We start from the raw sequence: 20,628 nt of genomic DNA, 5'->3' as shown, positions 1-20,628 counted from the left end.
CTCTTATCCTATATATAGACCATCTTCCATTACTATGGTGGTGGCTAGACGACCGATTAGGCGAGGGGGGATTATAGCCTTAGAAATATTAAATTTACCGTTACTATAGTTATCTTTACACCCCACATACATACCCTTGACATTGTTGTTTCCTATAACATCTAATGCTTTTAGTAGTCTTCTTGATTTATTATCTACTTCTGAGCCAAAGGTGTTTAAATTTCCATTTTTAAAGTCTTCTAGTATCTCCATAGCTTCGTTGTATTTGTCTATTGGCAGGGCTTGTTTTGAGGTGCTTTTATTTGTCTTATACATATCATAAATTTTCTCTCTTTGTTTTATACCTATTGGATTTGATGGACTTATTGTAAGCAATGTTTTAACTCCTTGTAGCATAAGCTCTTTTGGTGAATATGCTAGCTTCTTGTTTCTTTTGTTTAGATTATTAAAGAACTCTTCATCAGTTTTATTATCTGTTCTTAGTTCATCTAGACATAGATAAGATATCATAGTATCTAGGCTTATATCTTTTGATAGGTTAGAGTCTAGTTTGTTTGTAGTAGTGTTTATATCATAGTAGAAGAAGTTATGGTAGTCTAGTCCTCCACTAGATAGTCTTCCTCCTATGATAGTTCTTTTTAGATCTATATTTATAAAAGATGAGTATATCTCTATAGGGTAGTAAGTATATTCACTTGTTTTATTTGAATTTGGTTCATAAGATATATTCTTAACAGCATAGGTATCATTAAATTTATTTGTGAAATACTTATGAAGTATTAGTTCATAAGATCTTTTTTGGTGTTCGTAAGATGAAGTATAAGCACTATCTATAAAAAAATTAAAGCCGGCTTTTGCTAGATTAGATATTGTTGCCTTTCCTGCATTTTTTGCAAATTCTATACCTATCCTTAAAGTTATAAGTTTTATTGTAGTACCTTTATACTCTTGTGCTAATTTTTCCTGATTTAGACGTTGAGCTTTGTCTTCTGCTTTTTGTCCAAAATAAGAAAAAAGGTAGTCATTGCTTTTTAGCTTTTGCATCTTAAAAAATTCGCGACTTTTATGAAGATTAAGATTTTTGTCATCATTTTTGCCGATGAATATTAAATAAGGTTTTTCTTTTATTAGCGTGACCAATCTAAGCTCCCCACCCGTTGCCATAAATATACCTTTAACGACATTAAGAGGAGCAGCGTCTTTTCCTACATAAAACATTGTCCTTATGACACTTTTCCATACAGTTTCACCGCATTTATCTATAAAAAAGCCATAAAATGGAAATATATCGTACAATATATCGTTCATTATAGACTTTAATGAAAAATCTATCATATCCTTATACTCATCATCATTTATCTGTTTTATATATCTTTTAAATTTTTCATCCTCTATACTGCTCGTATCTATATTATTAGGATTACTAAGTGTCTTTTTAAGTTCTTTATATTCTTCGTCACTTAAAGAATTTTCTTTTTTGAATTTACTTGCAAATTTCTCATCACTCATATCATATGTATCTATAGTTGTTGGCTCTTCAAGTATCTTTTTTAACTCACTATATGTATCATCATTCAATATATGATCATCATCCGCCACATGGCTTTTTTCTATTGTTTCCACTATCTCTTCTATACAGATGGCATCCTTTTGTCTCGCTTTTTCCTCTTTTTCTTTTTTTTCTTTTTTTTCTTTTTTAAAGAAATATATAGGAACTTTTGTTTTATCTTCCTTTAGATAATAGGTATTTTTAGATAAAACTAGAAGCGTTTCGCCATATAAATTTATGGCTTCATCCCCGAGATAAGATTCTGGTTTAATTATGGAATTATCAAATATTTGTCTTAATATAAAATATCCCATCGTTAATAAAAATACTTTTGTTGCTGGATAATAGTATTCTGTTTCTATCTTAATTGCATCATTAGACTCCTCTGATAGTAGTTGCATCATACCTCTATCATCGATTGGTATTGAGGTTGGTTTACCCAAAGCATAAACAATGCGATCTCGTTCCGTATTCGAATTCAAATTTAAAAAGAAAGTCTTAAATTCCTCTATATTTGCCTTTAAAAATTCTTTCTCATTTTTGATTATCTCTTCCATGTCTTTAGCATTTTTAAAGTGCTTATCTATATGACTTAAATAGTCGGCAGCTTGTGCAAATTCAAAGAATCTATCTGTGTTTCCAAAGATTTCTTTACCCATTGACGTGTTAAATATAGAATTTTTTGAAATATTGTTTTTAAATTTCTCGATCTTCTCTTTACTAACCCTTGTAAATGGGCTTAAGCTTAACAGATATAGATCTTCATCGTTTTTGGCGTCTATTTGTATAGAGTACTGACTATAGTCTTTTATGCCTTTTAGTTGTTTAGGATCGGTCACCTTCTTATCATCCGTTCTATTTAGACTATCTACTATCTTATAGTTTAATACGTTTTGTAAAAGATGCTCGTTTAGCTTTGCATTTTCTCTTATAGGGGCGTTTGAGATGACAAGATAGTTTTTAGAGATACCGCTACTATTATTTGTATTATGAGTGTTGTCTTTTGTGGTTAAGGATTTGTCTCTTAAAAGATTTGCAAATTTTAAAGAGTTAAAAAATGGATATTGCATATAGACAAAATTTGCTCTATTTGCGATCACGCACTCTTCTATCCTTTTAAGTAAGCTCTCTTCAGTATTATCCTTATCATTTTTACATATTGATATATTATTCTTTTTATCTATATTTTCATATTTACTTATCTTTGCATCAAATAGACTTTTTTCATCACCTTCTAATGAAAAATCAGAACAAATTCCGATGTACTCGTCATAGTTACTTTTTGTCCTAGTAGCTGTTATATCAAACCCTGAAAAATCTATAAATGCTCCACTCTTTTGATCGTCATTTGTAAAAACTAAGATATTATTAAACGACACTGTATTTAATAGCCCTAGTGTAAAGCCAAACTTAGTAGCTAGCAAACTCATAACCGGACCAGAAAAAGCATAAAATCCTCTTTTTTGGAGAAATTCACTTACATTTTTTATAGCAGAAAGGGCATCTGGCACGGCAAGCAGTAGTGTTAGTGGTTTAAAGGTAGACCTTAAATCAGTTATATCAATAAGGCTAAAAAGAAATTTAAATATCTCTTTTGCTATGTAAAGCTTGCCATCCTTTGAAGCCTTTTCAAGATTTTCTTTGATTTCTGTAAATCCGCTCTTGATTGCCTCTATGCTCTCTTTTCCCTTATCGAAATTTTCATGGTTTAATATTATGGTGACTTTTTCTATTAGTGCGTTTTGTAGCTTATCCAACAATGAATTAATTTGTTGATCTAATTTTTTATAGTTGCTCACTAGCTCACTAGATGCTTCTTCGAAATTTTTAACTTTATCATCTTTATCCCTAAACGAATTTGCAAGGTTTGCTAACTCTTTAGTAAATTCTTCTATAATATCCTTTTCTTGACTAAGCACCTCTAAATTTATACTACTGTTTGCGACTTTTATTTCATCAGTTCTTTCAAAACCACGATCATTTTTAAATAAACTAAACTTATCAAAGTATTTATAAGTCTTTATGCTAACATTTTTACCCGCCTTTTTTTGATCATATAGCTTGGTAAATATCTTATTATATAAAGCATCTCCGTTTAGTATATTTGTATTATAAAAATGATTTAAATCACGACAATAAAAGGTTATATTTTTGTATGTCTCACCATTAACACCAAACTCGAAAAGCAATTCCTCTATGCTTCTAATAATTTTCGTATTATCTAGTCTCAAGAACGATCCTTCACTTTAAATTTATCAACTAACAAGCATTACAAAGCTAGTTGTGTTTATGTCGTTTTCATATCCACTATCTAGCCCTTTAGCTATCTCAAGCTCTATACTTTTAGCGCCGGTTGGAGTTAAAAATACTTTCGTATAAGTTTGCTTGTTTTTATCTGTACTAGAGCTGTTAAACTCATCCAAACTAGCATAAAATCCCACACCACTTTCAGGACTATTTGCTTTTTTATAGTTCTCTTTATCAAGTGCGCTAAAATTCTTTGGAGCAACAAATACCAAATTTAGCTTATCTGCTCCATATCTTAGTTTAAATTCTTTTATATCATAGCGCTTATCGTCATAATTGTCCGCCAAAAGAGCCTTTAAATTCTTATCCTCTACGTCTCTTCCCTTGTCTAAGTTGAGCTTGATCTTACTAAAGCCATTTTTATCTTCAAATTTTTTATCAAATAGATAGTATGTAGCCACCAAAAGGTTATCACTCTGAGAAGCAAAAGCCTTTACATGCAGTCTTATCACTGGCTTGTTTAAATTTGGATTTACCACCGCTGGATTATTGTTTTCAGATGTTGGACTACCTACGCTATGAGCTAGCTTTATCCTATTTTCTTTTTTTATGCACCTTAGCGGTGAGCCAGTGTTGCTTAGGCACGCTGGCACTAGATCTTGCATAACAGCATAGTGGTTATTCATACTTTTTAGACTAAGAGCTGCTCTTGGCACGTATGCCACCTTTGTGCAAGGGTTTTTAGCCGAGCAGCCAACTATCGGTGAGTTTATAAAATCAACATCAAGTATCACACCTTGATCATCTGACCTTATGCTTTTGCCTGCTCTACTTTTTAAGATCACATGGCCGCCATGTGGGCAAACTACCACGTCATCTTCTATTATTGGATTAGCAAAGGCAGTTCCAGAAGCACCTACCGCACTACTTCTCTTTTCTAAATTTAGCCTCTCATTTGCCCGCTCAAGCGACTCTTTGGTCTCTTTGTTTGTTGGTTTTAGGTCTATATTTAGGCTTTTGTTTAGTAAAGAGTAGTTTAGCACACAAGCTCGTTGGTTTTTATAATCGATAGTTAGTCTTCCCTTGTCTTTATCCTCATCTCTTGGCTGATGAGCAAAGCTTAGCAGGTTAGAATTTGACTCCTCCCCATCCTCTTCTTTTTTAAAGTATAGTGGATAGTCTGATTGCTCTGTGGCGGTGTTTAGTGGCTTATCTATGATATAAACCTGTGTTTTTAACTTTGTAAAGTCTATATCCAGATCAGAGCTAACTTGATTGATATCAAATATACTCTTATCTCTTAAAAGTATATCCACCTTGCCCTCACTGATATGCATTAGCTCATTTGGCTCTAGCCTTATCACATTTAAGTACTCTTTTGCCACGTCGTTTTTAGCATCTTTTGCCACATTGTCTATTAGCTTAAAGTTATGCGTTAGCACTATGCCTCTTGTTATCTTCTTATCAGTATTTGTCTTAGCTATTACCACATAGTGTTTGTTATCGTCCGCATATTTAAAACTCTCAAATTTTAACTCATAAGCACTTCTATAAATTTCTAGCCTTGTGTTTATATACTGCTCTAGCTCTTTTTCGTTTGAGTTAGAATTTGCATGCGAGCTTGCTATCTTAAAGAAGTCAGATATATAGCTCATGCGGTCCTTAAATGCCTTCAGATCAGCCTTTTTACTTAGCATAAAGTATCTGACCGAGTAGATAGCAAAGAAAAGATTTAGATCACCGCTTTTTACCTTGCTAGCTATATCTTTAGCATCTAGCGCCTTTATCTCCTCTCTATCTATCATATCTACAAATTTATCTTTCTCTTTGTAGTACAAGAGCGAGCTTACAGGGTCTTCTAAATTTGGCGCCTCTTTTTCATCCTCAAAACCAAGAGAATTTACATATAAAGCCACAGGGTATATCACGCTCTCAAGTATACTAAGTCTTTTTTTATCCTCGCTGCCTAGTTTTGGTAGATAGCCTAGAGAAATTTTATAAAAGTAGACGTTAAAGCTTAGACTTTGTATATAGTCATTTAGATAGTCTAGAGCGGCTGGCACATCTTTATCTTTTATCTTTGCCTCATTTTTTTCATTGCTTAGCAGGTACTCCATCAAGTATAGGCTCTCCACGATCTGCTTCATAAAGTGCGAGGCAACTAATATATTTATAAGATGTAGCTTGTCTGTATTTTTATAGTCAAATTCTGCCCCATCACCTACTCTAGTAAGTGGTTCTAGTCCATATCTAAATCCAAGGTCAGATATCACTGAAGTGCTTGGCTCATAGAGTTGGTTCCACTCTCTTTTAAAGCTATCCTCACCACTATCATCACTAGCATCAAATAGCCCCTCATCATTTTTGTCATAAATTTTATGTCTGACGCTATCGCAGTGGTGTATCTCTACTTCATGGCTTCCTTTGCTAGATTTATTGATATTAGAGCTTACCTTTTTATCTCCTACTTCCTTGCAAGCTTTCTCATTATCTTTGATAGTATCTACACACTCTTTTAGTGTGCTCTTGTCGTCTTTAAAGCCAAACATATTTTTTATCTTGTTAAAGATAGAGCTAGCTATCTTTCCTACAAAGCCATTTGGATCAAGCAGCCTTGCTATCCACCTTACACCTTTTAGTATTGCCTTAGCTATAAAGCTAACAAATCTTAAAGCTATAGTGAGCAAACTAGCATATATACCACCAAAGCCAGGAGCGTTAAAAGTATATAGCTCTTTTACATCTTTAGTGTATAAAAAGGCAAAGGATTGAGCTAGATGGCCACCTAGTGAGTGACCTGATAAGACAAGATTAGAGACTTCGCTTTTATCGTTTGGATTTAAATTTAGCTTATGCTCTCTTATAGCATCATACATATCACCTTTTAGCATAGCCATAGAGGCTATTTGGCTTAGTCCTGCACCTAAAAAGGTTATCATGCCATCAGCCAAAACTAAGTCATTAAGCTCAGTTTCAGTTCCCCTAAAGCCTATGATGTAGTTTTTAAATTTACTATCATAAAAGAGTGTCGAGCTAAAACCAGTGATAGATGTATTTTTGATGTGATGGACTAGCTCGTAGCGATTGACAAAGGCTTTTGTGCGGAGGGAGATGTTTTTGTAAAAGATATAGGGCTCTTGATTTTTTGGGACAGCAATAAAATTTTTAACATTATTATCAATGGCAACGTCTTCAAATTCAGTATCGGAGCCCCTTTTGGGTCTTTTTATTACCATATCTTGATTAAAACGGGCTTCGATAGATAAAGCATAGGCTGTAGGCTCACCAAATTTACGATTATTTGATTGTGATGTATCAGTTTCGTTGCTTTCATCTATTTTATCGCCTTTAGTTATATCATCTGCATATCTCCAAACAGGTTTTTCTATTTCTTGCTCTTTATATGAATTTACAATCTTTTCAGGGACATTTTCCTTACCAAGCTTATCTTGCAGGTCATCAAGTCCATTTCTTTCATTCTCAAAGACATTATGCAAAAAGGCATAAGAAGCGTCAGCTATATCTGCATAGTCTTTAAATTTTATTATTTGTTCTTTGATTGAAATTTCACTCATTTTTATTTCACTTTTTCAAATTTGTTGTTATTAAGGATAAATTTATTGTCACCGCTAATATTTTTTAAAGTTGTTTGACTTAAAGAAAATCCTCTACCCTCATCTCCATATAGGCCATAGTTTTTCTTTTTGACATAATAATCAACTGTCATCACAATAGGCACTATACTTCCATCGCTTTCTATATAAAATTTAATCAAGTCTATATATGGTTTATGTTTGTTGTAGTCTTGCATACCAATAAATTCTTTTATTTTATTAATATAAATTTCAGGGATTACTGATTTTTTGCCAGTCTTATTTTCATAATCTGTCCAGCGCGTATAATATGGCTTGCCATTAGAAAGAACTTGCTGCATTTCAGGATTATTGTAAAACTCAAGCTTTAAAATTTCTCTCATTTTTTTGTTTCTCTCATTTTTGTTAGGTATTGTCTTTATTCTTTCTAAAATTTCCTTTCTCTTACTATCTCTTATTTTCTCTTGTTTCTCTATCTCTTTTTCAAATTTCTCATTAAACACATAAACCCCACCATATTTACTAGCTAAATTTTCTAGTTCAGAGTTGTTTATCTTGTTGCTTGCTTGGTTTGCAGAGCAAGCTATTAAAAATATGCTTGTTAGTAGTAGAAGTATAATGCCTATAAATTTCATCCTATATCCTTTTAGAAGATTTATTTTGCTTATTTTATTGTCTTTGAAATTATAATATTATTAATTTATTATGCTTTATTTGTAGATTGTTAAATTTTTTATTAGGCAACTAATATATTTATAAGATGTAGCTTGTCTGTATTTTTATAGTCAAATTCTGCCCCATCACCTACTCTAGTAAGTGGTTCTAGTCCATATCTAAATCCAAGGTCAGATATCACTGAAGTGCTTGGCTCATAGAGTTGGTTCCACTCTCTTTTAAAGCTATCCTCACCACTATCATCACTAGCATCAAATAGCCCCTCATCATTTTTGTCATAAATTTTATGTCTGACGCTATCGCAGTGGTGTATCTCTACTTCATGGCTTCCTTTGCTAGATTTATTGATATTAGAGCTTACCTTTTTATCTCCTACTTCCTTGCAAGCTTTCTCATTATCTTTGATAGTATCTACACACTCTTTTAGTGTGCTCTTGTCGTCTTTAAAGCCAAACATATTTTTTATCTTGTTAAAGATAGAGCTAGCTATCTTTCCTACAAAGCCATTTGGATCAAGCAGCCTTGCTATCCACCTTACACCTTTTAGTATTGCCTTAGCTATAAAGCTAACAAATCTTAAAGCTATAGTGAGCAAACTAGCATATATACCACCAAAGCCAGGAGCGTTAAAAGTATATAGCTCTTTTACATCTTTAGTGTATAAAAAGGCAAAGGATTGAGCTAGATGGCCACCTAGTGAGTGACCTGATAAGACAAGATTAGAGACTTCGCTTTTATCGTTTGGATTTAAATTTAGCTTATGCTCTCTTATAGCATCATACATATCACCTTTTAGCATAGCCATAGAGGCTATTTGGCTTAGTCCTGCACCTAAAAAGGTTATCATGCCATCAGCCAAAACTAAGTCATTAAGCTCAGTTTCAGTTCCCCTAAAGCCTATGATGTAGTTTTTAAATTTACTATCATAAAAGAGTGTCGAGCTAAAACCAGTGATAGATGTATTTTTGATGTGATGGACTAGCTCATAGCGATTGACAAAGGCTTTTGTGCGAAGGGAAATTTGGTGGAAGTTTTCTTTATTTACAAAGATATATGGTGGTTTGTTTATATCTTTTGATTGATAAACAAAGCTTTGAACCTCATTATTTATAAGTTTTATTTCAGGTTTATCATCTTCTTTGTCGGTTGGTTTAGTTATTACCATATCTTGATTAAAGCGAGCTTCGATAGATAGAGCATAGGCGGTTGGCTCGCCAGCTTCTTTAATAATATTGTCGTTTTCATCTTTCTGATCTGATTTTAAAACATCACCCTTAACAACGCCATCTGCATATCTCCAAACAGGCTTTTCTACTTCTTGTTTCTTATATGAATTTACAATGCTTTCAGGGACGTTTTCTTTGCCACGCTTACTATAAAGATCATCAAGTCCGTTTCTTTCATTCTCAAAGACATAATGTAAAAAAGAATAAGAAGCATCTGCTATATCTGCATAGTCTTTAAATTTAAGTATTTGTTCTTTTGTTGAAATTTGGCTCATTGTTATTTCACTTTTTCAAATTTGTTGTTATTAAGGATAAATTTATTATTTCCACCTATATCTTTTATGTCTTTTCTAGATAGAGCAAAACCTCTACCCTCATCACCAAATAAGCCGTATTTGGTATACCCCTCATAAAAGCTTACATCTAGAGAAATAACCTTTAAATTTTCGTTATCAAAATAAAACTCATCGATTATTATAGATGAAAGTTTATAAGCTGTTTCGCCCATAAAGTTTTTTAACTTGACAACTACATCTTCAGGTATTACTACTTTTTTAGAGTAGCTTCTTCTTTGGTAATATGGCTTGCCGTTTGAGAGAATTCGCGGAAGTTGTTTATTTATTAACGTCATATCCACATCATATATTGTTATAAATTTATCCCCTTGTTTTATTTTTCTAGGGTTTGATCTTATCTTGTCACCAAGCGATTTGCTTAGCTCTTTCCTCTCAGCCTCTCTTTTCTCTATCTCATCAACAAATTTCTTGTTAAATATATAAACCCCACCATATTTACTAGCTAAGCTTTCTAGTTCAGAGTTGCTTATCTTGTTGCTTGCTTGATTTGCAGAGCAGGCTATTAAAAATATGCTTGTTAGTAGCAGAAGTATAATGCCTATAAATTTCATCCTATACCCTTTTAGAAATTTTATTTTGGGTATTTTATTGTCGCAATATTTACAATACCATTAATTATCTGGCTTTTAAATTTTTAATCCTTAAGAAAAAGAATTAATATTAAGAGTAAAATAGGCTCTTTTAGGCGAAATTTCGCAAATGGCGCATCTGTCAAATATTGATAAAGAATTTCAATATTTTTTACTATCAAAATGAGCTAAATATTGAAAAAACTAAAGCATTTTTTTAAACTTGCTTTTAACTTTTTTGTTATAATATCCCATCAAAAATAAAAGGGATATTTTTTATCCGAATTAAGGTTTTAAATTTGAGAGTATATTTAGACAATAACGCTACAACGATGGTTGATCCAGAGGCTTTTGAGCTTATGAAGCCGTTTTTTTGCGAAAAATACGGCAATCCAAACTCACTTCACAAATTTGGCTCAGAAACCCACCCAGCGCTAAGAACAGCGCTAGATCAGCTCTACGCTGGCATAAACGCAAAAGATAGCGATGACATCGTCGTTACCTCATGTGCGACCGAGAGCAACAACTGGGTTGTAAAAGGCATCTACTTTGACAAAATAGCAACTGGCGAGAAAAAACGCATCGTTACAACCGCGGTCGAGCATCCAGCCATTTTAGCAACTTGTAAATTTCTAGAAAAATATGGCGTGGAGCTTACGGTTTTAGACGTAAATAGCGATGGTATCGTTACTCCAGATCAGCTAAGGACTGTCATGGACGAAAACGTCGCACTTGTCGCCATAATGAGCGCAAACAACGAAACTGGTATGATCTTTCCTATAAAAGAGCTTGCCAAAGTCGCTCACGAATACGGCGCATTATTTCACACCGATGCCGTGCAAGCAGTTGGCAAGATAAAGATAGATGTTCAAGACCTAGACGTTGATTTTCTAAGCTTTTCGGCGCATAAATTTCACGGACCAAAGGGCGTTGGCGCGTTATTTATAAAAAATAGCATGCCACTAAGCAGCTTGCTTCACGGTGGCGAGCACATGGGCGGACGCAGAAGCGGCACGCTTGACGTACCAGGTATCGTTGGCATGGGCAAGGCGCTTGAGCTAGCAAATAAATTTATGGATTACGAGCACTCACACGTTCGCCGTTTGCGTGACAAGCTAGAAGACGCACTACTGCAAATTCCTGACGTTAGCGTCGTTGGTAAAAAAGAGCAGCGCGTGCCAAACACCATCCTAGCTTCTATCAAAGGTGTCGAGGGTGAGGCTATGCTTTGGGATCTAAATAGAGCTGGCATAGCAGCATCTACCGGCTCTGCCTGTGCGAGCGAGACGCTAGAGAGCAACCCTATCATGGAAGCTATCGGCGCTGACAAAGAGCTAGCCCACACCGCACTTAGACTCTCACTTTCTAGGTTTAACACCGAAGAGGAGATCGACTATGCGATAGAGCAGATAACAAATGCTGTAAATAGGCTAAGAGGCATATCAAGCACCTTCGCGTACGCCCCAGAGTGGCATAAGAGTGGATTATAAAATTTAAAGGAAAAACATGGCAAAAAATAACTTAATCGGCGGCTCTATCTGGGATGAATACTCAAAGGTAGTGCAAGATAGGATGAATAATCCTAAATTCATGGGAGAACTAACCGAAGAAGACGCCAAAAAAGCAAACGCAAAGCTCATCATCGCTGACTTTGGCGCAGAAAGCTGCGGCGACGCGGTCAGGCTTTACTGGCTCGTTGATGAGAAAACTGACAAGATAATAGACGCTAAATTTAAAAGCTTTGGCTGTGGTACAGCTATAGCTAGCTCTGATACGATGGCTGAGCTTTGCATCGGCAAAACGGTTGATGAGGCGGTTAAGATCACAAACCTTGATGTCGAAAGAGCTATGCGTGACAACCCAGACACTCCAGCCGTCCCGCCTCAAAAGATGCACTGCTCGGTCATGGCATATGACGTCATCAAGGCAGCTGCTGCAAGCTACAAGGGCATAGACCCAGAGCACTTTGAAGATGAGATCATCGTTTGCGAGTGCGCTAGAGTAAGCCTTGGCACGATCAAAGAGGTGATAAGACTAAACGACCTTCACACGGTTGAAGAGATCACGCAATACACCAAAGCAGGCGCATTTTGCAAATCATGCGTTAGACCTGGCGGACACGAGAAAAAAGACTACTATTTGGTTGATATCTTGCGCGACACTAGGGCTGAGATGGAGCAAGAGAGGCTTGAAGCTCAGGCAAATGCTCAAGCAAACAACACACTTAGCGACGTTAGCTTTGAGAGCATGACGATGGTTGGCCAGCTAAAAGCGATCGAGTCGATCATCAACAAAGAGATCCGCCCGATGCTTATGATGGACGGCGGAAATTTAGAGATCATAGACATCAGAAACGACAACGGCGAAAATATCGACGTTTATATCCGCTATCTTGGCGCTTGCTCTGGCTGTTCAAGCGGCTCGACTGGCACGCTTTATGCGATAGAAAATGTCTTACAAGAGAGTCTAAGCCCAAAAATCAGGGTCATGCCTATATAAATTTATCGAACGGCTTCTTTTGGAGCTGTTCGCCCCCCCCTGCTAAATTAAATTTACCACCTAGACAATTTAAATTTACCCTTTTAAAAATTTCAAAATTTCACCTCTAGTCTGTGCCAAGTCACCCACAAATTTCTTCTCAAACTGCGATCGATTAAAGGTTCGCTGACGCTTAGCAAGCTGGGCTGTATGCGTGGCGATGAGCGTTTCTAGCTCGCTTTTTGAAATTTCACTCTCCAAAAACTGCTTGCACTCCTTTAGACCTATCGATTTTAGGGGTTTTGGCTCGCTTTTATACTTGCCAAATAAAAACTTCGCCTCATCTATCAAGCCCTCATCTAGCATATTTTTCGTCCGCTTTGCTATGCGTGCCCTAAGCTCCTCTTTATCCCACAAAATTTCAAATATCGCAAGCTCTTTTATGACGCTCTCTTTGGTATTTTGCTTTAGCCAAACGCTTGGAATTTGGCCGCTAAATTTATAAATTTGATACCATTTTTCGAGACGATAAGAGTCGTTTTGGCTAAATTTACTTGCAAATTCAGGGTCGTTTTGTAAAGCTAGCTCGTAAATTTCCTCGTTGCTTAAATTTATCTCGCATTTTGGCACATCTGGCGCAAGACCGCTTAGCATCGCCTTTAGATAAAAGCCGCTGCCTCCCGTGATGATGAGCAAGCACTCTTGCGAGCGTGCAAATTCTTTTGCATTTTTATAAATTTCAAAAAATGCCCCAACGCTAAATTCCTCATCAGGGTAAATTTCATCCACCCCAAAGTGCCTCACAGCCCCCAGCTGCCAAGGCTTTGGCTTTGCGCTGGCGATATCTATCTCTTTATAAAGTGCGAGTGAGTCAAGGCTTAAGATGACGCCATTAAATTCCTTTGCTAGCTCAAAGGCTAGATCGCTCTTACCGCTTGCTGTAGTGCCGATTAGTGCTAGCTCGCCAAACAAGCTTAGCCCTCGTAAAGTGAGCTAAAAAGTAAAATTTCATCACTTTGCTCGTTGCTTTTGCCCTCTTTTATAAGATCAGCCAAAACGCTTGCAAAGTGCGGTGCAAAGCTTAGTTCATTTAGCCCGTACGCTTGGTTGTAGAGTAAATTTTGATAGGTCTCATCACGTCCGATCGCTGGCTTGTCGTTTGAGCTAAGAAGCACGAAATTTGCCCTAAAACTAGGCTCTTTTAGCTCGCTTATGCCAAGGTGTCTTTTTAGTTCGTTTAAAAATGCGTTGATCTTTTCTGTTTTTACAAGCGTATCGATCGCGCCCACTTGTAAATTTGTGATGATCGTGACGCCATTTTTGGTTGGATAAATTTTGGCAAACATATCATTTAAAATGATCGGTTTTTTAGGGATTTGACCCTCGTTTAGCGCGAGATCTATCGTGTAAAATTTAGCCAAGATGGCGCTTAAATTTGTCCCAAGCTTGCTTGAAAGCTCTAAATTTCTGCTCGCCACGACAAAGCTATCAGCCTCGTACTCGCCAGCTGCACCAACAGCCTTTTGCACGGCTTGCCCCTGCGTTTTTAGCTCATAAATTTCATCATTTATAAACTGCACTCCGAGTTCATTTAGCTCGCTAACAAGCGCTTTTTTTAGCTCTCCTGCATCGATACTCGCGTTTTTAGCTAAATTTAGCGCACCTTTTATGTTTTTATTTATCAGGCCAAAATTTGCTAGCTCACTATCCACGCTTAAAATTTCTTGCTCGCTATCAGCGACCCTTGTCTCATCAAGCCTTTTTTTAAAGCTCTCATCCTCGCTAAAGATGAGATAAACGCCGCTCTCATCAAAATTTATCTGCGGATATTTTTCGTTTAGCTCTTTGAAAATTTCAAAGCTCTTTTGTCCAAATTTCTTAAACAAAATTCTCATCTTTTTATCGTGAGCCTTTGTTGATTTAAGCGTAAAATTCGCCATCCACGCCCTAAAGTTTTCATTTAGGCAAAGTGCTATATCAAGCTCGCTTTTTTTACTAACTAGCCCCAAAAATGAGCTAGATATCGCTCCATCTCTTGCGAGCGCTGGGGTGTTAAATGGGGTTAAAATTCCGCTCTCAAACTCATCTTTTTGGCTACTAATAACTAAAATTTCCTCACCCTTTTTAGCTAGCTCAAGTGCCGTAAATAACGCACTAAAACTATCTCCGATAATCGCTATTTTACTCATCATAACCCTTCATTTTAAATTGCTCTCGCAATGATAATATAAATTTAGATTTAAAGCAAAATGATGTAAAATCAAACACTTTTTAAAAAACATGGAAATTTATATGATTAAAAAGCTAAAAGATATCGCAGAACTCATCGTTTTTAAGCACTCGGTTTTTGCCCTGCCATTTATCTTTGTGGCGATGATAGTTGCGAGCAAGATAGAAAACGGCTCGGCTTGGTTTGGCTTTAAACTGCTTATTTTAGGCACTCTTTGCGCAGTCAGCGCTAGAAATTTCGCCATGGCGTTTAACAGATACCAAGACGAAGACATCGACAAGCTAAACCCACGCACCGCAAGCCGTCCAAGCGTCGATGGGCGCATCGGCAAGGGCAATATGCAGCTCTTCATCGTAGCAAACGCGTTTATCTTTATCATCTGCGCTTATTTTGTAAATTCGCTCGCATTTTGGCTAAGCTTCCCTATCCTTGCCGTGCTTGGCGGATACTCGCTGTTTAAGCGATTTAGCGAGCTAGCGCACTTGGTGCTAGGCCTTAGTCTTGGACTTGCCCCCATCGCTGGCGTGGTAGCAGTGAGCGCTGCCATACCGCTTTGGAGCGTGCTACTTTGCCTTGGTGTGACATTTTGGGTGGCTGGATTTGACCTGCTTTACTCGCTTCAAGATATTAAATTTGACCAAGAGAACAAGCTCTTTAGCATACCAGCCATTTATGGCGACAAGGCGACACTATTTTTATCAGCCATTTTTCACGCTCTAGCCTTTATACTTTGGCTACTTTTTGCTTGGGCGGCTGGGCTTGGAGCGATGGCGTTTTTTGGCATTGTGGTAAGTGGCGTGATATTATTTTTCGAGCATAGGATCGTAAGGCGCGACTTTAGCAAGATAGATCGGGCGTTTTTCACGCTAAATGGCTACTTGGGAATTTTATTTTTCATCTTTGTTTGGATCAGTGTATTATGAGCGAAGTAAGGCTTTTTAAAGCGCCTCTTAGCATGGTTTATGAGTGTGACAGAAGTGGAGATGAGAAATTTTTAAGAGAATTTAACTCTATCTTGCCAGGCGACGAAGATGCGCTCGGAGCGTGGCTAAAACGAGCCAAATCACGCGGCGAGACCAAAGAGAGCGACCAAGTCTTGCTAACGCTTGTCATCGAGCTTCATAGAAAGATCGATGCGCTTAGTGATTATATAAAAAACGAGCACAAGCAATACTTGCCACTAAAAGAGAGCGCAGATATCGATGAGATCGGCTTTACGCATATAAAAATAAGCGAAGATAAATTTAAAAAAGATGAAATTTACTACGCAAGGATCGCAATGCCTATCTTTCCAAAGAGAAATTTGAGCCTTTATCTAAGGGCGCAGGATGAGAGGCTAGCAAAGATAGAGAACATGCACGAAGAGGACGAGGCCGACTGGAACGCTTACGTGACGGCTAGAGAGCGTGTGATGATAAGAGAGCTTAGAGCGAATTCGTAAAGGAAAAATATGGAAATTTACATTTTTTTAGGTTTTGGCATCGTTTTAGCGATAATAATAGCTTTGATATTTATAAAAGATAGCGAGACAAATAAGAAATTTGCAAGGTATGAGCGTGCCATAGAGAGCGCCATGCAAGAAAACTACAATCTCAAAAAGCAGCTAGCCGCACTAGCAAGCTTCAAGCCTGATGATGACGAGCAGCTAAAAGATGTAAAAGATGAGCTAAAAGAGCAGATAAATGAGCAGATAAATGAAAAAATCGTGCCGATAATCCGCGCTATAAAGAGCATCGAGCGAGTGATCGATGACTTTGCAAACGAGCAAAAAGATAGGATGTTTAACCTTGAGGAGCGAACAAGAGATATCAACAAAATCGCCCCGAGCGTTATAAATGAAGAAGAGCAGATCCTAAAGATGTTTAAAGATGGCAAAAGTGCAGCCATGATCGCTAAAGATCTTCACGTGGGTATGGGGAGAGTTGAGTTTGTGCTTAAATTTCATAAATTAGCCTAAATTTATAGGATAATTTTAAAAGACAAAACTACTCTTAAACTACAAAAATTAGCTTAAATTTTTATTTAAATTTAAATCTTTTAACATATAATTGAAAATTAAAAAGCTCTAACCAAGCTTAAAAAAGGTGCTTTATGCTAATAGATAAATATGGTCGGGTTGTTGATTATTTAAGAATTTCCGTGACGCAGCGCTGCAATTTTAGATGTAGATATTGCATGCCTACGACGCCATTTAGTTGGACACCAAAAGAGAATTTACTGACATTTGAAGAGCTATTTTTATTTGTCAAAGTAGCTATCGACGAGGGTGTGAAAAAGATCAGGATCACAGGCGGCGAGCCACTCGTGCGCAAGGATCTGGACGTCTTTATAAAGATGATAAGCGATTACAAGCCAGACATCGATCTAGCGCTTACGACAAATGGCTTTATGCTGCCACACTTTGCCAAAAGGCTAAAAGACGCTGGTCTAAAGCGCATAAATATGTCACTTGATACGCTAAATGAGCAAAAGGCTAAATTTATCGCTCAAAAGAGCGTCTTACACGAGGTTTTGGCTGGCTTTGAAGCAGCACTTGATGCTGGGCTAAAGGTCAAGATAAACACGGTCGCTCTAAAAGGCTTTAACGACGATGAACTCGTAAATTTGCTTGAGTTTGCTAAATTTAGAAACTCTCAGATCAGATTTATCGAATATATGGAAAACTCGCACGCCAAAGAGGATCTAAAAGGGCTAAAAAGCGATGAAATTTTGAGTATCATCTCGCAAAAATACAACATCACAAAAGATGAAAAGTTACCAAACGCACCTGCGTCTATTTATAGGCTTGATGACGGCTATAAATTTGGCATCATTGACCCACATAAACACGACTTTTGCGAGAGTTGCAACCGCATTAGGCTAAGTGCTGAGGGGCTTTTGATACCTTGCCTTTACTTTGAAGATGCGCTAAGTATCAAAAAAGCAGTTGCAAATGGTGACATCGTCGCAGCAAGCGAGATCTTAAGACAAGTGCTAACTAACAAGCCAAAAGAGAACAAATGGGCGCTAGGAGCTGAAAACGAAACCTCCTCAAGGGCCTTTTACCAAACTGGTGGTTGATGAGCAAAGAGCTAGAATTAGTTGAGGCATTTTTAAGCATCCAAGGCGAGGGCGCTTATCAGGGAAGACTCGCCATATTTTTACGCTTTTTGGGCTGCAACCTAAACTGCTCTGGCTTTGGCGTAAAGACAAGGTCTTTAAAAACAGGCGAAGAGCTTTTGGGATGCGATAGCATAAGAGCCGTTTTTAAGGGACATTTTCACCACAAAAGATATAGCGCAGATGAAATTTTAAGCCTAGTTGATGGGCTTTGTAAAGGCTTAGAGCAAAAGCCGATCATCGTTTTAACAGGCGGCGAGCCACTCATCTGGCATCAAAATGAAAATTTCATAAATTTGGTAAGAAATTTGCTTATAAATTACGAGGTGCATTTTGAGACAAATGGCACGATCTTGGTTGATTTTGATAAATTTGAAATTTATAAAAACTGCCATTTTGCACTTGGCGTAAAGCTAGCAAATAGCGGAGTTAGCGAGCAAAAACGCATAAATTTAGATGCCATCTTGGCTATCAAAAATAACGCAAAAAGCAGCTTTTTAAAATTTGTCCTCTCGCGCTTTGATAAAAGCGAGCTGGAGGAAATTTTATATATAAAAGATAGAGCAAATTTGCCAGTTTGGTGCATGGCGATGGGCGCAAATGAGGACGAGCTAAGCAAAAATGCTCTAAAAACAGCGCAGTTTGCCATAAAGCATGGATTTAACTACTCAGAGCGTATCCACATCAGGCTTTGGGGCGACAAAGAGGGTGTTTGATGATTATTAGAAAACTTTTTAGATTTGAAAATGCGCATATCGTGAGGTTTTGTAGCTCAAAGCGCTGCAGGACGAGCATCCACGGCCACAGCTACGTGGCTGAAATTTTACTTAGCTCAAATTTCTTAGACAACGCTGGCATGGTCTATGACTTTGGGCTGATGAAGCAAAACATAAAAACGATCATCGATAGCTTTGACCACGCCACGACCATATATTCAGGCGATAGCGACGAATACAAAAACGACCTTAAAAAGCACTCTGCAAGGTGGATCGAGATCCCGCTAAATCCCAGTGCAGAGCAGTTTTGCCGTATATTTTTTGTAATGATCGAGAGGCTGCTTGAGCTTAGCGTGATGAACAACGGCGAGCGCGAGGTGAAGCTTTACAGCGTCATCGTGCACGAGACCGACACTGGCTATGCGCAGTGTTTCAAAGAGGACGCGATAAACCCACAAATGGGCGAGATAAGGCTTAGTGATATCAAATTTTCTGAGGCGGTTATGGACGAGTGGGAAGATAAAAATTTGCTTGAAAAGATGATAAATAAGATAAAAATAGAAAATCCAAAGGACGTTTAATGAAAAAATTTATAACCTCTTTTTTGCTTATAGCTGGCGTATTTTTGGGATGTGGAGATAAAGAAGAAGCCAAAAGTGACGTTAGTGAGCCAGTCCCCAGTGATGTTACGATAGCTCAGCCTGATGCGAACGTAACTATCGACGAGCAGCTCCCACCTGAGCCAGTAGTCGAGGAAAACGAGCCTCCTAAAGAGAAGAAATGAACGAACATTTAGCCTCGCTTTTTGCCTACACTTTGCCATTTCACGTGACATTTTTTTATGCGCTACTTGCTTTAGCGGTGCTTTATCTAGCGCTTACTCAGTTTGGAGTGAGGACTAAAAACTACGTGCTTCGCATAAGGTATTTTTTGCCTATTTATCATATGCTACTTAGCTTTTTGGTGCTAACTGGGCTTATTTTGTGGGCATATTATAGCTATGAGCTAAAATTTAACGCCATAAAAATGCTTCTTGTTTTGATAGCTTTGATCGCACTTAGCGCAGTTGGATATAAAAGGCTAAAAAGATACGCCGTTGCTGGCGAGCTAGAGAAATTTAAAAAATTTGCCCTTATTAAAGGCATTTGTGAGATTATTTTGATTGTTATTGCAGGGATTTAGATGAAATTTTTATATGATAAAAATGCTGGCGAAGAGCGCCTAAAAATAGTAAATGAGGCATTTTTACACCTAAAAGCTAGAAGGGTTGAAGCAGGAGAGCGCGTAAGCGTTAGAAATTTATACGATGGCAAAGAGTACATCTATGAGGTTGATGAGATAGAGCGCAGAAGTGCAAATTTAAGCCTTGTCTTTGCCAGCCTAAACTGCGAGCATAAATTTGACTTTACCATCGCTTGGGCGGTCGTTGATCCAAAGACGATCGAAAAGGCTCTACCATTTTTAAATGAGCTTGGCGTTGGCAAGATCGCCTTTGTCTACACTAAATTTTCTCAGGCAAATTTCAAGATCGACCTTGAAAAGCTAAACTACATAAACGCACTTTCATGCGAGCAGTGCGGGAGAACATCGCTAATGGAGTTTGAAATTTATAAAAATTTAGACGAGCTAATGAGCGTTTATAAAAATGTCTCAGCCATAAATTTTGGCGGTAAAAATTTAAATGAAAAAAGATATGATGAAATTTTAATAATCGGTCCAGAGGGCGGATTTAGCGAGGATGAGACGGCTAAATTTAAAAATATCTACGGCCTAAATACAAAAAATATCTTAAGATCACAGACCGCAGTCATATCTGTAGCGGCAAAATTTCTTGCCTGATTTATTTGATTTTTAGATTAGTTTTTATATAATCAGCAACTTTTAAGGTAA

The 20,628-nt window shown here is 37.1% G+C and carries 18 protein-coding genes; 11 read left to right on the top strand and 7 right to left on the bottom strand.

The window, feature by feature from the left end; translation table 11 throughout:
* Positions 1-3: 3 nt before the first annotated feature.
* From CVT00_RS00745 to CVT00_RS00725, 5 genes are all read right to left on the bottom strand, one after another.
* The gene (locus CVT00_RS00745; RefSeq protein WP_196376864.1) at positions 4-3,780 is read right to left on the bottom strand and encodes a hypothetical protein; all 3,777 of its coding nucleotides are present in this window, start codon (positions 3,778-3,780) and stop codon (positions 4-6) included.
* Positions 3,781-3,804: 24 nt separating this feature from the next.
* On the bottom strand, positions 3,805-7,371 hold the full coding sequence (locus tag CVT00_RS00740; RefSeq protein WP_107915068.1) for a hypothetical protein: 3,567 nt from the start codon (positions 7,369-7,371) through the stop codon (positions 3,805-3,807).
* A 2-nt stretch (positions 7,372-7,373) separates the two neighbouring features.
* On the bottom strand, positions 7,374-8,024 hold the full coding sequence (locus CVT00_RS00735) for a tRNA 2-selenouridine synthase (RefSeq protein WP_103558261.1): 651 nt from the start codon (positions 8,022-8,024) through the stop codon (positions 7,374-7,376).
* A 101-nt stretch (positions 8,025-8,125) separates the two neighbouring features.
* A complete protein-coding gene (locus CVT00_RS00730; RefSeq protein ID WP_196376863.1) occupies positions 8,126-9,565 on the bottom strand; it encodes a hypothetical protein in 1,440 nt (479 codons plus the stop codon).
* A 2-nt stretch (positions 9,566-9,567) separates the two neighbouring features.
* A complete protein-coding gene (locus CVT00_RS00725; RefSeq protein WP_103558264.1) occupies positions 9,568-10,197 on the bottom strand; it encodes a tRNA 2-selenouridine synthase in 630 nt (209 codons plus the stop codon).
* A gap of 317 nt (positions 10,198-10,514) precedes the next feature.
* Here CVT00_RS00725 and CVT00_RS00720 point away from each other — a divergent pair, with 317 nt between their 5' ends.
* Both CVT00_RS00720 and CVT00_RS00715 read left to right on the top strand, forming a co-directional pair.
* On the top strand, positions 10,515-11,705 hold the full coding sequence (locus CVT00_RS00720; protein WP_103558265.1) for a NifS family cysteine desulfurase: 1,191 nt from the start codon (positions 10,515-10,517) through the stop codon (positions 11,703-11,705).
* Between the two features lie 16 nt (positions 11,706-11,721).
* The gene (locus tag CVT00_RS00715) at positions 11,722-12,714 is read left to right on the top strand and encodes an iron-sulfur cluster assembly scaffold protein (protein WP_107915066.1); all 993 of its coding nucleotides are present in this window, start codon (positions 11,722-11,724) and stop codon (positions 12,712-12,714) included.
* A gap of 75 nt (positions 12,715-12,789) precedes the next feature.
* Here the strand turns inward: CVT00_RS00715 and miaA are convergent, their stop codons facing one another.
* Both miaA and CVT00_RS00705 read right to left on the bottom strand, forming a co-directional pair.
* Positions 12,790-13,665 carry a tRNA (adenosine(37)-N6)-dimethylallyltransferase MiaA gene (gene miaA / locus CVT00_RS00710; RefSeq protein ID WP_107915064.1) on the bottom strand — a complete coding sequence of 292 codons (876 nt, stop codon included), beginning with the start codon at positions 13,663-13,665 and terminating at the stop codon, positions 12,790-12,792.
* Positions 13,666-13,667: 2 nt separating this feature from the next.
* The gene (locus tag CVT00_RS00705; RefSeq protein WP_107915062.1) at positions 13,668-14,882 is read right to left on the bottom strand and encodes an NAD(P)/FAD-dependent oxidoreductase; all 1,215 of its coding nucleotides are present in this window, start codon (positions 14,880-14,882) and stop codon (positions 13,668-13,670) included.
* Between the two features lie 103 nt (positions 14,883-14,985).
* On the opposite strand from CVT00_RS00705, the gene mqnP reads away from it, so the two are divergent.
* From mqnP to CVT00_RS00660, 9 genes are all read left to right on the top strand, one after another.
* Entirely contained in the window at positions 14,986-15,846 is an 861-nt protein-coding gene (gene mqnP, locus CVT00_RS00700; RefSeq protein WP_413784148.1) for a menaquinone biosynthesis prenyltransferase MqnP, read from the top strand.
* Positions 15,843-16,364: a hypothetical protein gene (locus CVT00_RS00695; protein WP_002942437.1), complete on the top strand. Its 522-nt coding sequence runs from the start codon at positions 15,843-15,845 to the stop codon at positions 16,362-16,364. The genes mqnP and CVT00_RS00695 overlap by 4 nt, the downstream gene beginning before the upstream one ends.
* A gap of 9 nt (positions 16,365-16,373) precedes the next feature.
* The gene (locus CVT00_RS00690; RefSeq protein ID WP_012001066.1) at positions 16,374-16,880 is read left to right on the top strand and encodes a DUF6115 domain-containing protein; all 507 of its coding nucleotides are present in this window, start codon (positions 16,374-16,376) and stop codon (positions 16,878-16,880) included.
* A 134-nt stretch (positions 16,881-17,014) separates the two neighbouring features.
* A complete protein-coding gene (gene moaA, locus CVT00_RS00685; RefSeq protein ID WP_107915060.1) occupies positions 17,015-17,983 on the top strand; it encodes a GTP 3',8-cyclase MoaA in 969 nt (322 codons plus the stop codon).
* The gene (locus CVT00_RS00680) at positions 17,983-18,738 is read left to right on the top strand and encodes a 7-carboxy-7-deazaguanine synthase QueE (protein WP_103558270.1); all 756 of its coding nucleotides are present in this window, start codon (positions 17,983-17,985) and stop codon (positions 18,736-18,738) included. Before moaA ends, CVT00_RS00680 begins: the two co-directional genes overlap by 1 nt.
* On the top strand, positions 18,738-19,319 hold the full coding sequence (locus CVT00_RS00675; protein WP_103558349.1) for a 6-pyruvoyl trahydropterin synthase family protein: 582 nt from the start codon (positions 18,738-18,740) through the stop codon (positions 19,317-19,319). The genes CVT00_RS00680 and CVT00_RS00675 overlap by 1 nt, the downstream gene beginning before the upstream one ends.
* Positions 19,319-19,522 (top strand): hypothetical protein, encoded by a 204-nt coding sequence (locus CVT00_RS00670; RefSeq protein ID WP_009295012.1) that lies wholly within the window; start codon positions 19,319-19,321, stop codon positions 19,520-19,522. Before CVT00_RS00675 ends, CVT00_RS00670 begins: the two co-directional genes overlap by 1 nt.
* Positions 19,519-19,920, top strand: coding sequence for a hypothetical protein (locus CVT00_RS00665; protein ID WP_107915058.1), 402 nt, complete (start codon positions 19,519-19,521; stop codon positions 19,918-19,920). The genes CVT00_RS00670 and CVT00_RS00665 overlap by 4 nt, the downstream gene beginning before the upstream one ends.
* Positions 19,921-20,577 (top strand): 16S rRNA (uracil(1498)-N(3))-methyltransferase, encoded by a 657-nt coding sequence (locus CVT00_RS00660; protein WP_103558272.1) that lies wholly within the window; start codon positions 19,921-19,923, stop codon positions 20,575-20,577.
* Positions 20,578-20,628 lie beyond the last annotated feature (51 nt).

Source organism: Campylobacter concisus (assembly GCF_003048675.2).
Lineage (GTDB): Bacteria > Campylobacterota > Campylobacteria > Campylobacterales > Campylobacteraceae > Campylobacter_A > Campylobacter_A concisus_F.
Note: the sequence above shows the minus strand (reverse complement) of the source record. Positions and strands in the feature narration are given on the sequence as shown.

What these genes read in the sequence shown, in the direction of transcription:
- CVT00_RS00740 (WP_107915068.1), bottom strand. Translation starts at nt 7,371, where the DNA reads ATGAGTGAAATTTCAATCAAAGAACAAATAATAAAATTTAAAGACTAT.
- CVT00_RS00735 (WP_103558261.1), bottom strand. Translation starts at nt 8,024, where the DNA reads ATGAAATTTATAGGCATTATACTTCTACTACTAACAAGCATATTTTTA.
- CVT00_RS00730 (WP_196376863.1), bottom strand. Translation starts at nt 9,565, where the DNA reads ATGAGCCAAATTTCAACAAAAGAACAAATACTTAAATTTAAAGACTAT.
- CVT00_RS00725 (WP_103558264.1), bottom strand. Translation starts at nt 10,197, where the DNA reads ATGAAATTTATAGGCATTATACTTCTGCTACTAACAAGCATATTTTTA.
- CVT00_RS00715 (WP_107915066.1), top strand. Translation starts at nt 11,722, where the DNA reads ATGGCAAAAAATAACTTAATCGGCGGCTCTATCTGGGATGAATACTCA.
- CVT00_RS00705 (WP_107915062.1), bottom strand. Translation starts at nt 14,882, where the DNA reads ATGAGTAAAATAGCGATTATCGGAGATAGTTTTAGTGCGTTATTTACG.
- mqnP (WP_413784148.1), top strand. Translation starts at nt 14,986, where the DNA reads ATGATTAAAAAGCTAAAAGATATCGCAGAACTCATCGTTTTTAAGCAC.
- CVT00_RS00695 (WP_002942437.1), top strand. Translation starts at nt 15,843, where the DNA reads ATGAGCGAAGTAAGGCTTTTTAAAGCGCCTCTTAGCATGGTTTATGAG.
- CVT00_RS00690 (WP_012001066.1), top strand. Translation starts at nt 16,374, where the DNA reads ATGGAAATTTACATTTTTTTAGGTTTTGGCATCGTTTTAGCGATAATA.
- moaA (WP_107915060.1), top strand. Translation starts at nt 17,015, where the DNA reads ATGCTAATAGATAAATATGGTCGGGTTGTTGATTATTTAAGAATTTCC.
- CVT00_RS00680 (WP_103558270.1), top strand. Translation starts at nt 17,983, where the DNA reads ATGAGCAAAGAGCTAGAATTAGTTGAGGCATTTTTAAGCATCCAAGGC.
- CVT00_RS00675 (WP_103558349.1), top strand. Translation starts at nt 18,738, where the DNA reads ATGATTATTAGAAAACTTTTTAGATTTGAAAATGCGCATATCGTGAGG.
- CVT00_RS00670 (WP_009295012.1), top strand. Translation starts at nt 19,319, where the DNA reads ATGAAAAAATTTATAACCTCTTTTTTGCTTATAGCTGGCGTATTTTTG.
- CVT00_RS00665 (WP_107915058.1), top strand. Translation starts at nt 19,519, where the DNA reads ATGAACGAACATTTAGCCTCGCTTTTTGCCTACACTTTGCCATTTCAC.
- CVT00_RS00660 (WP_103558272.1), top strand. Translation starts at nt 19,921, where the DNA reads ATGAAATTTTTATATGATAAAAATGCTGGCGAAGAGCGCCTAAAAATA.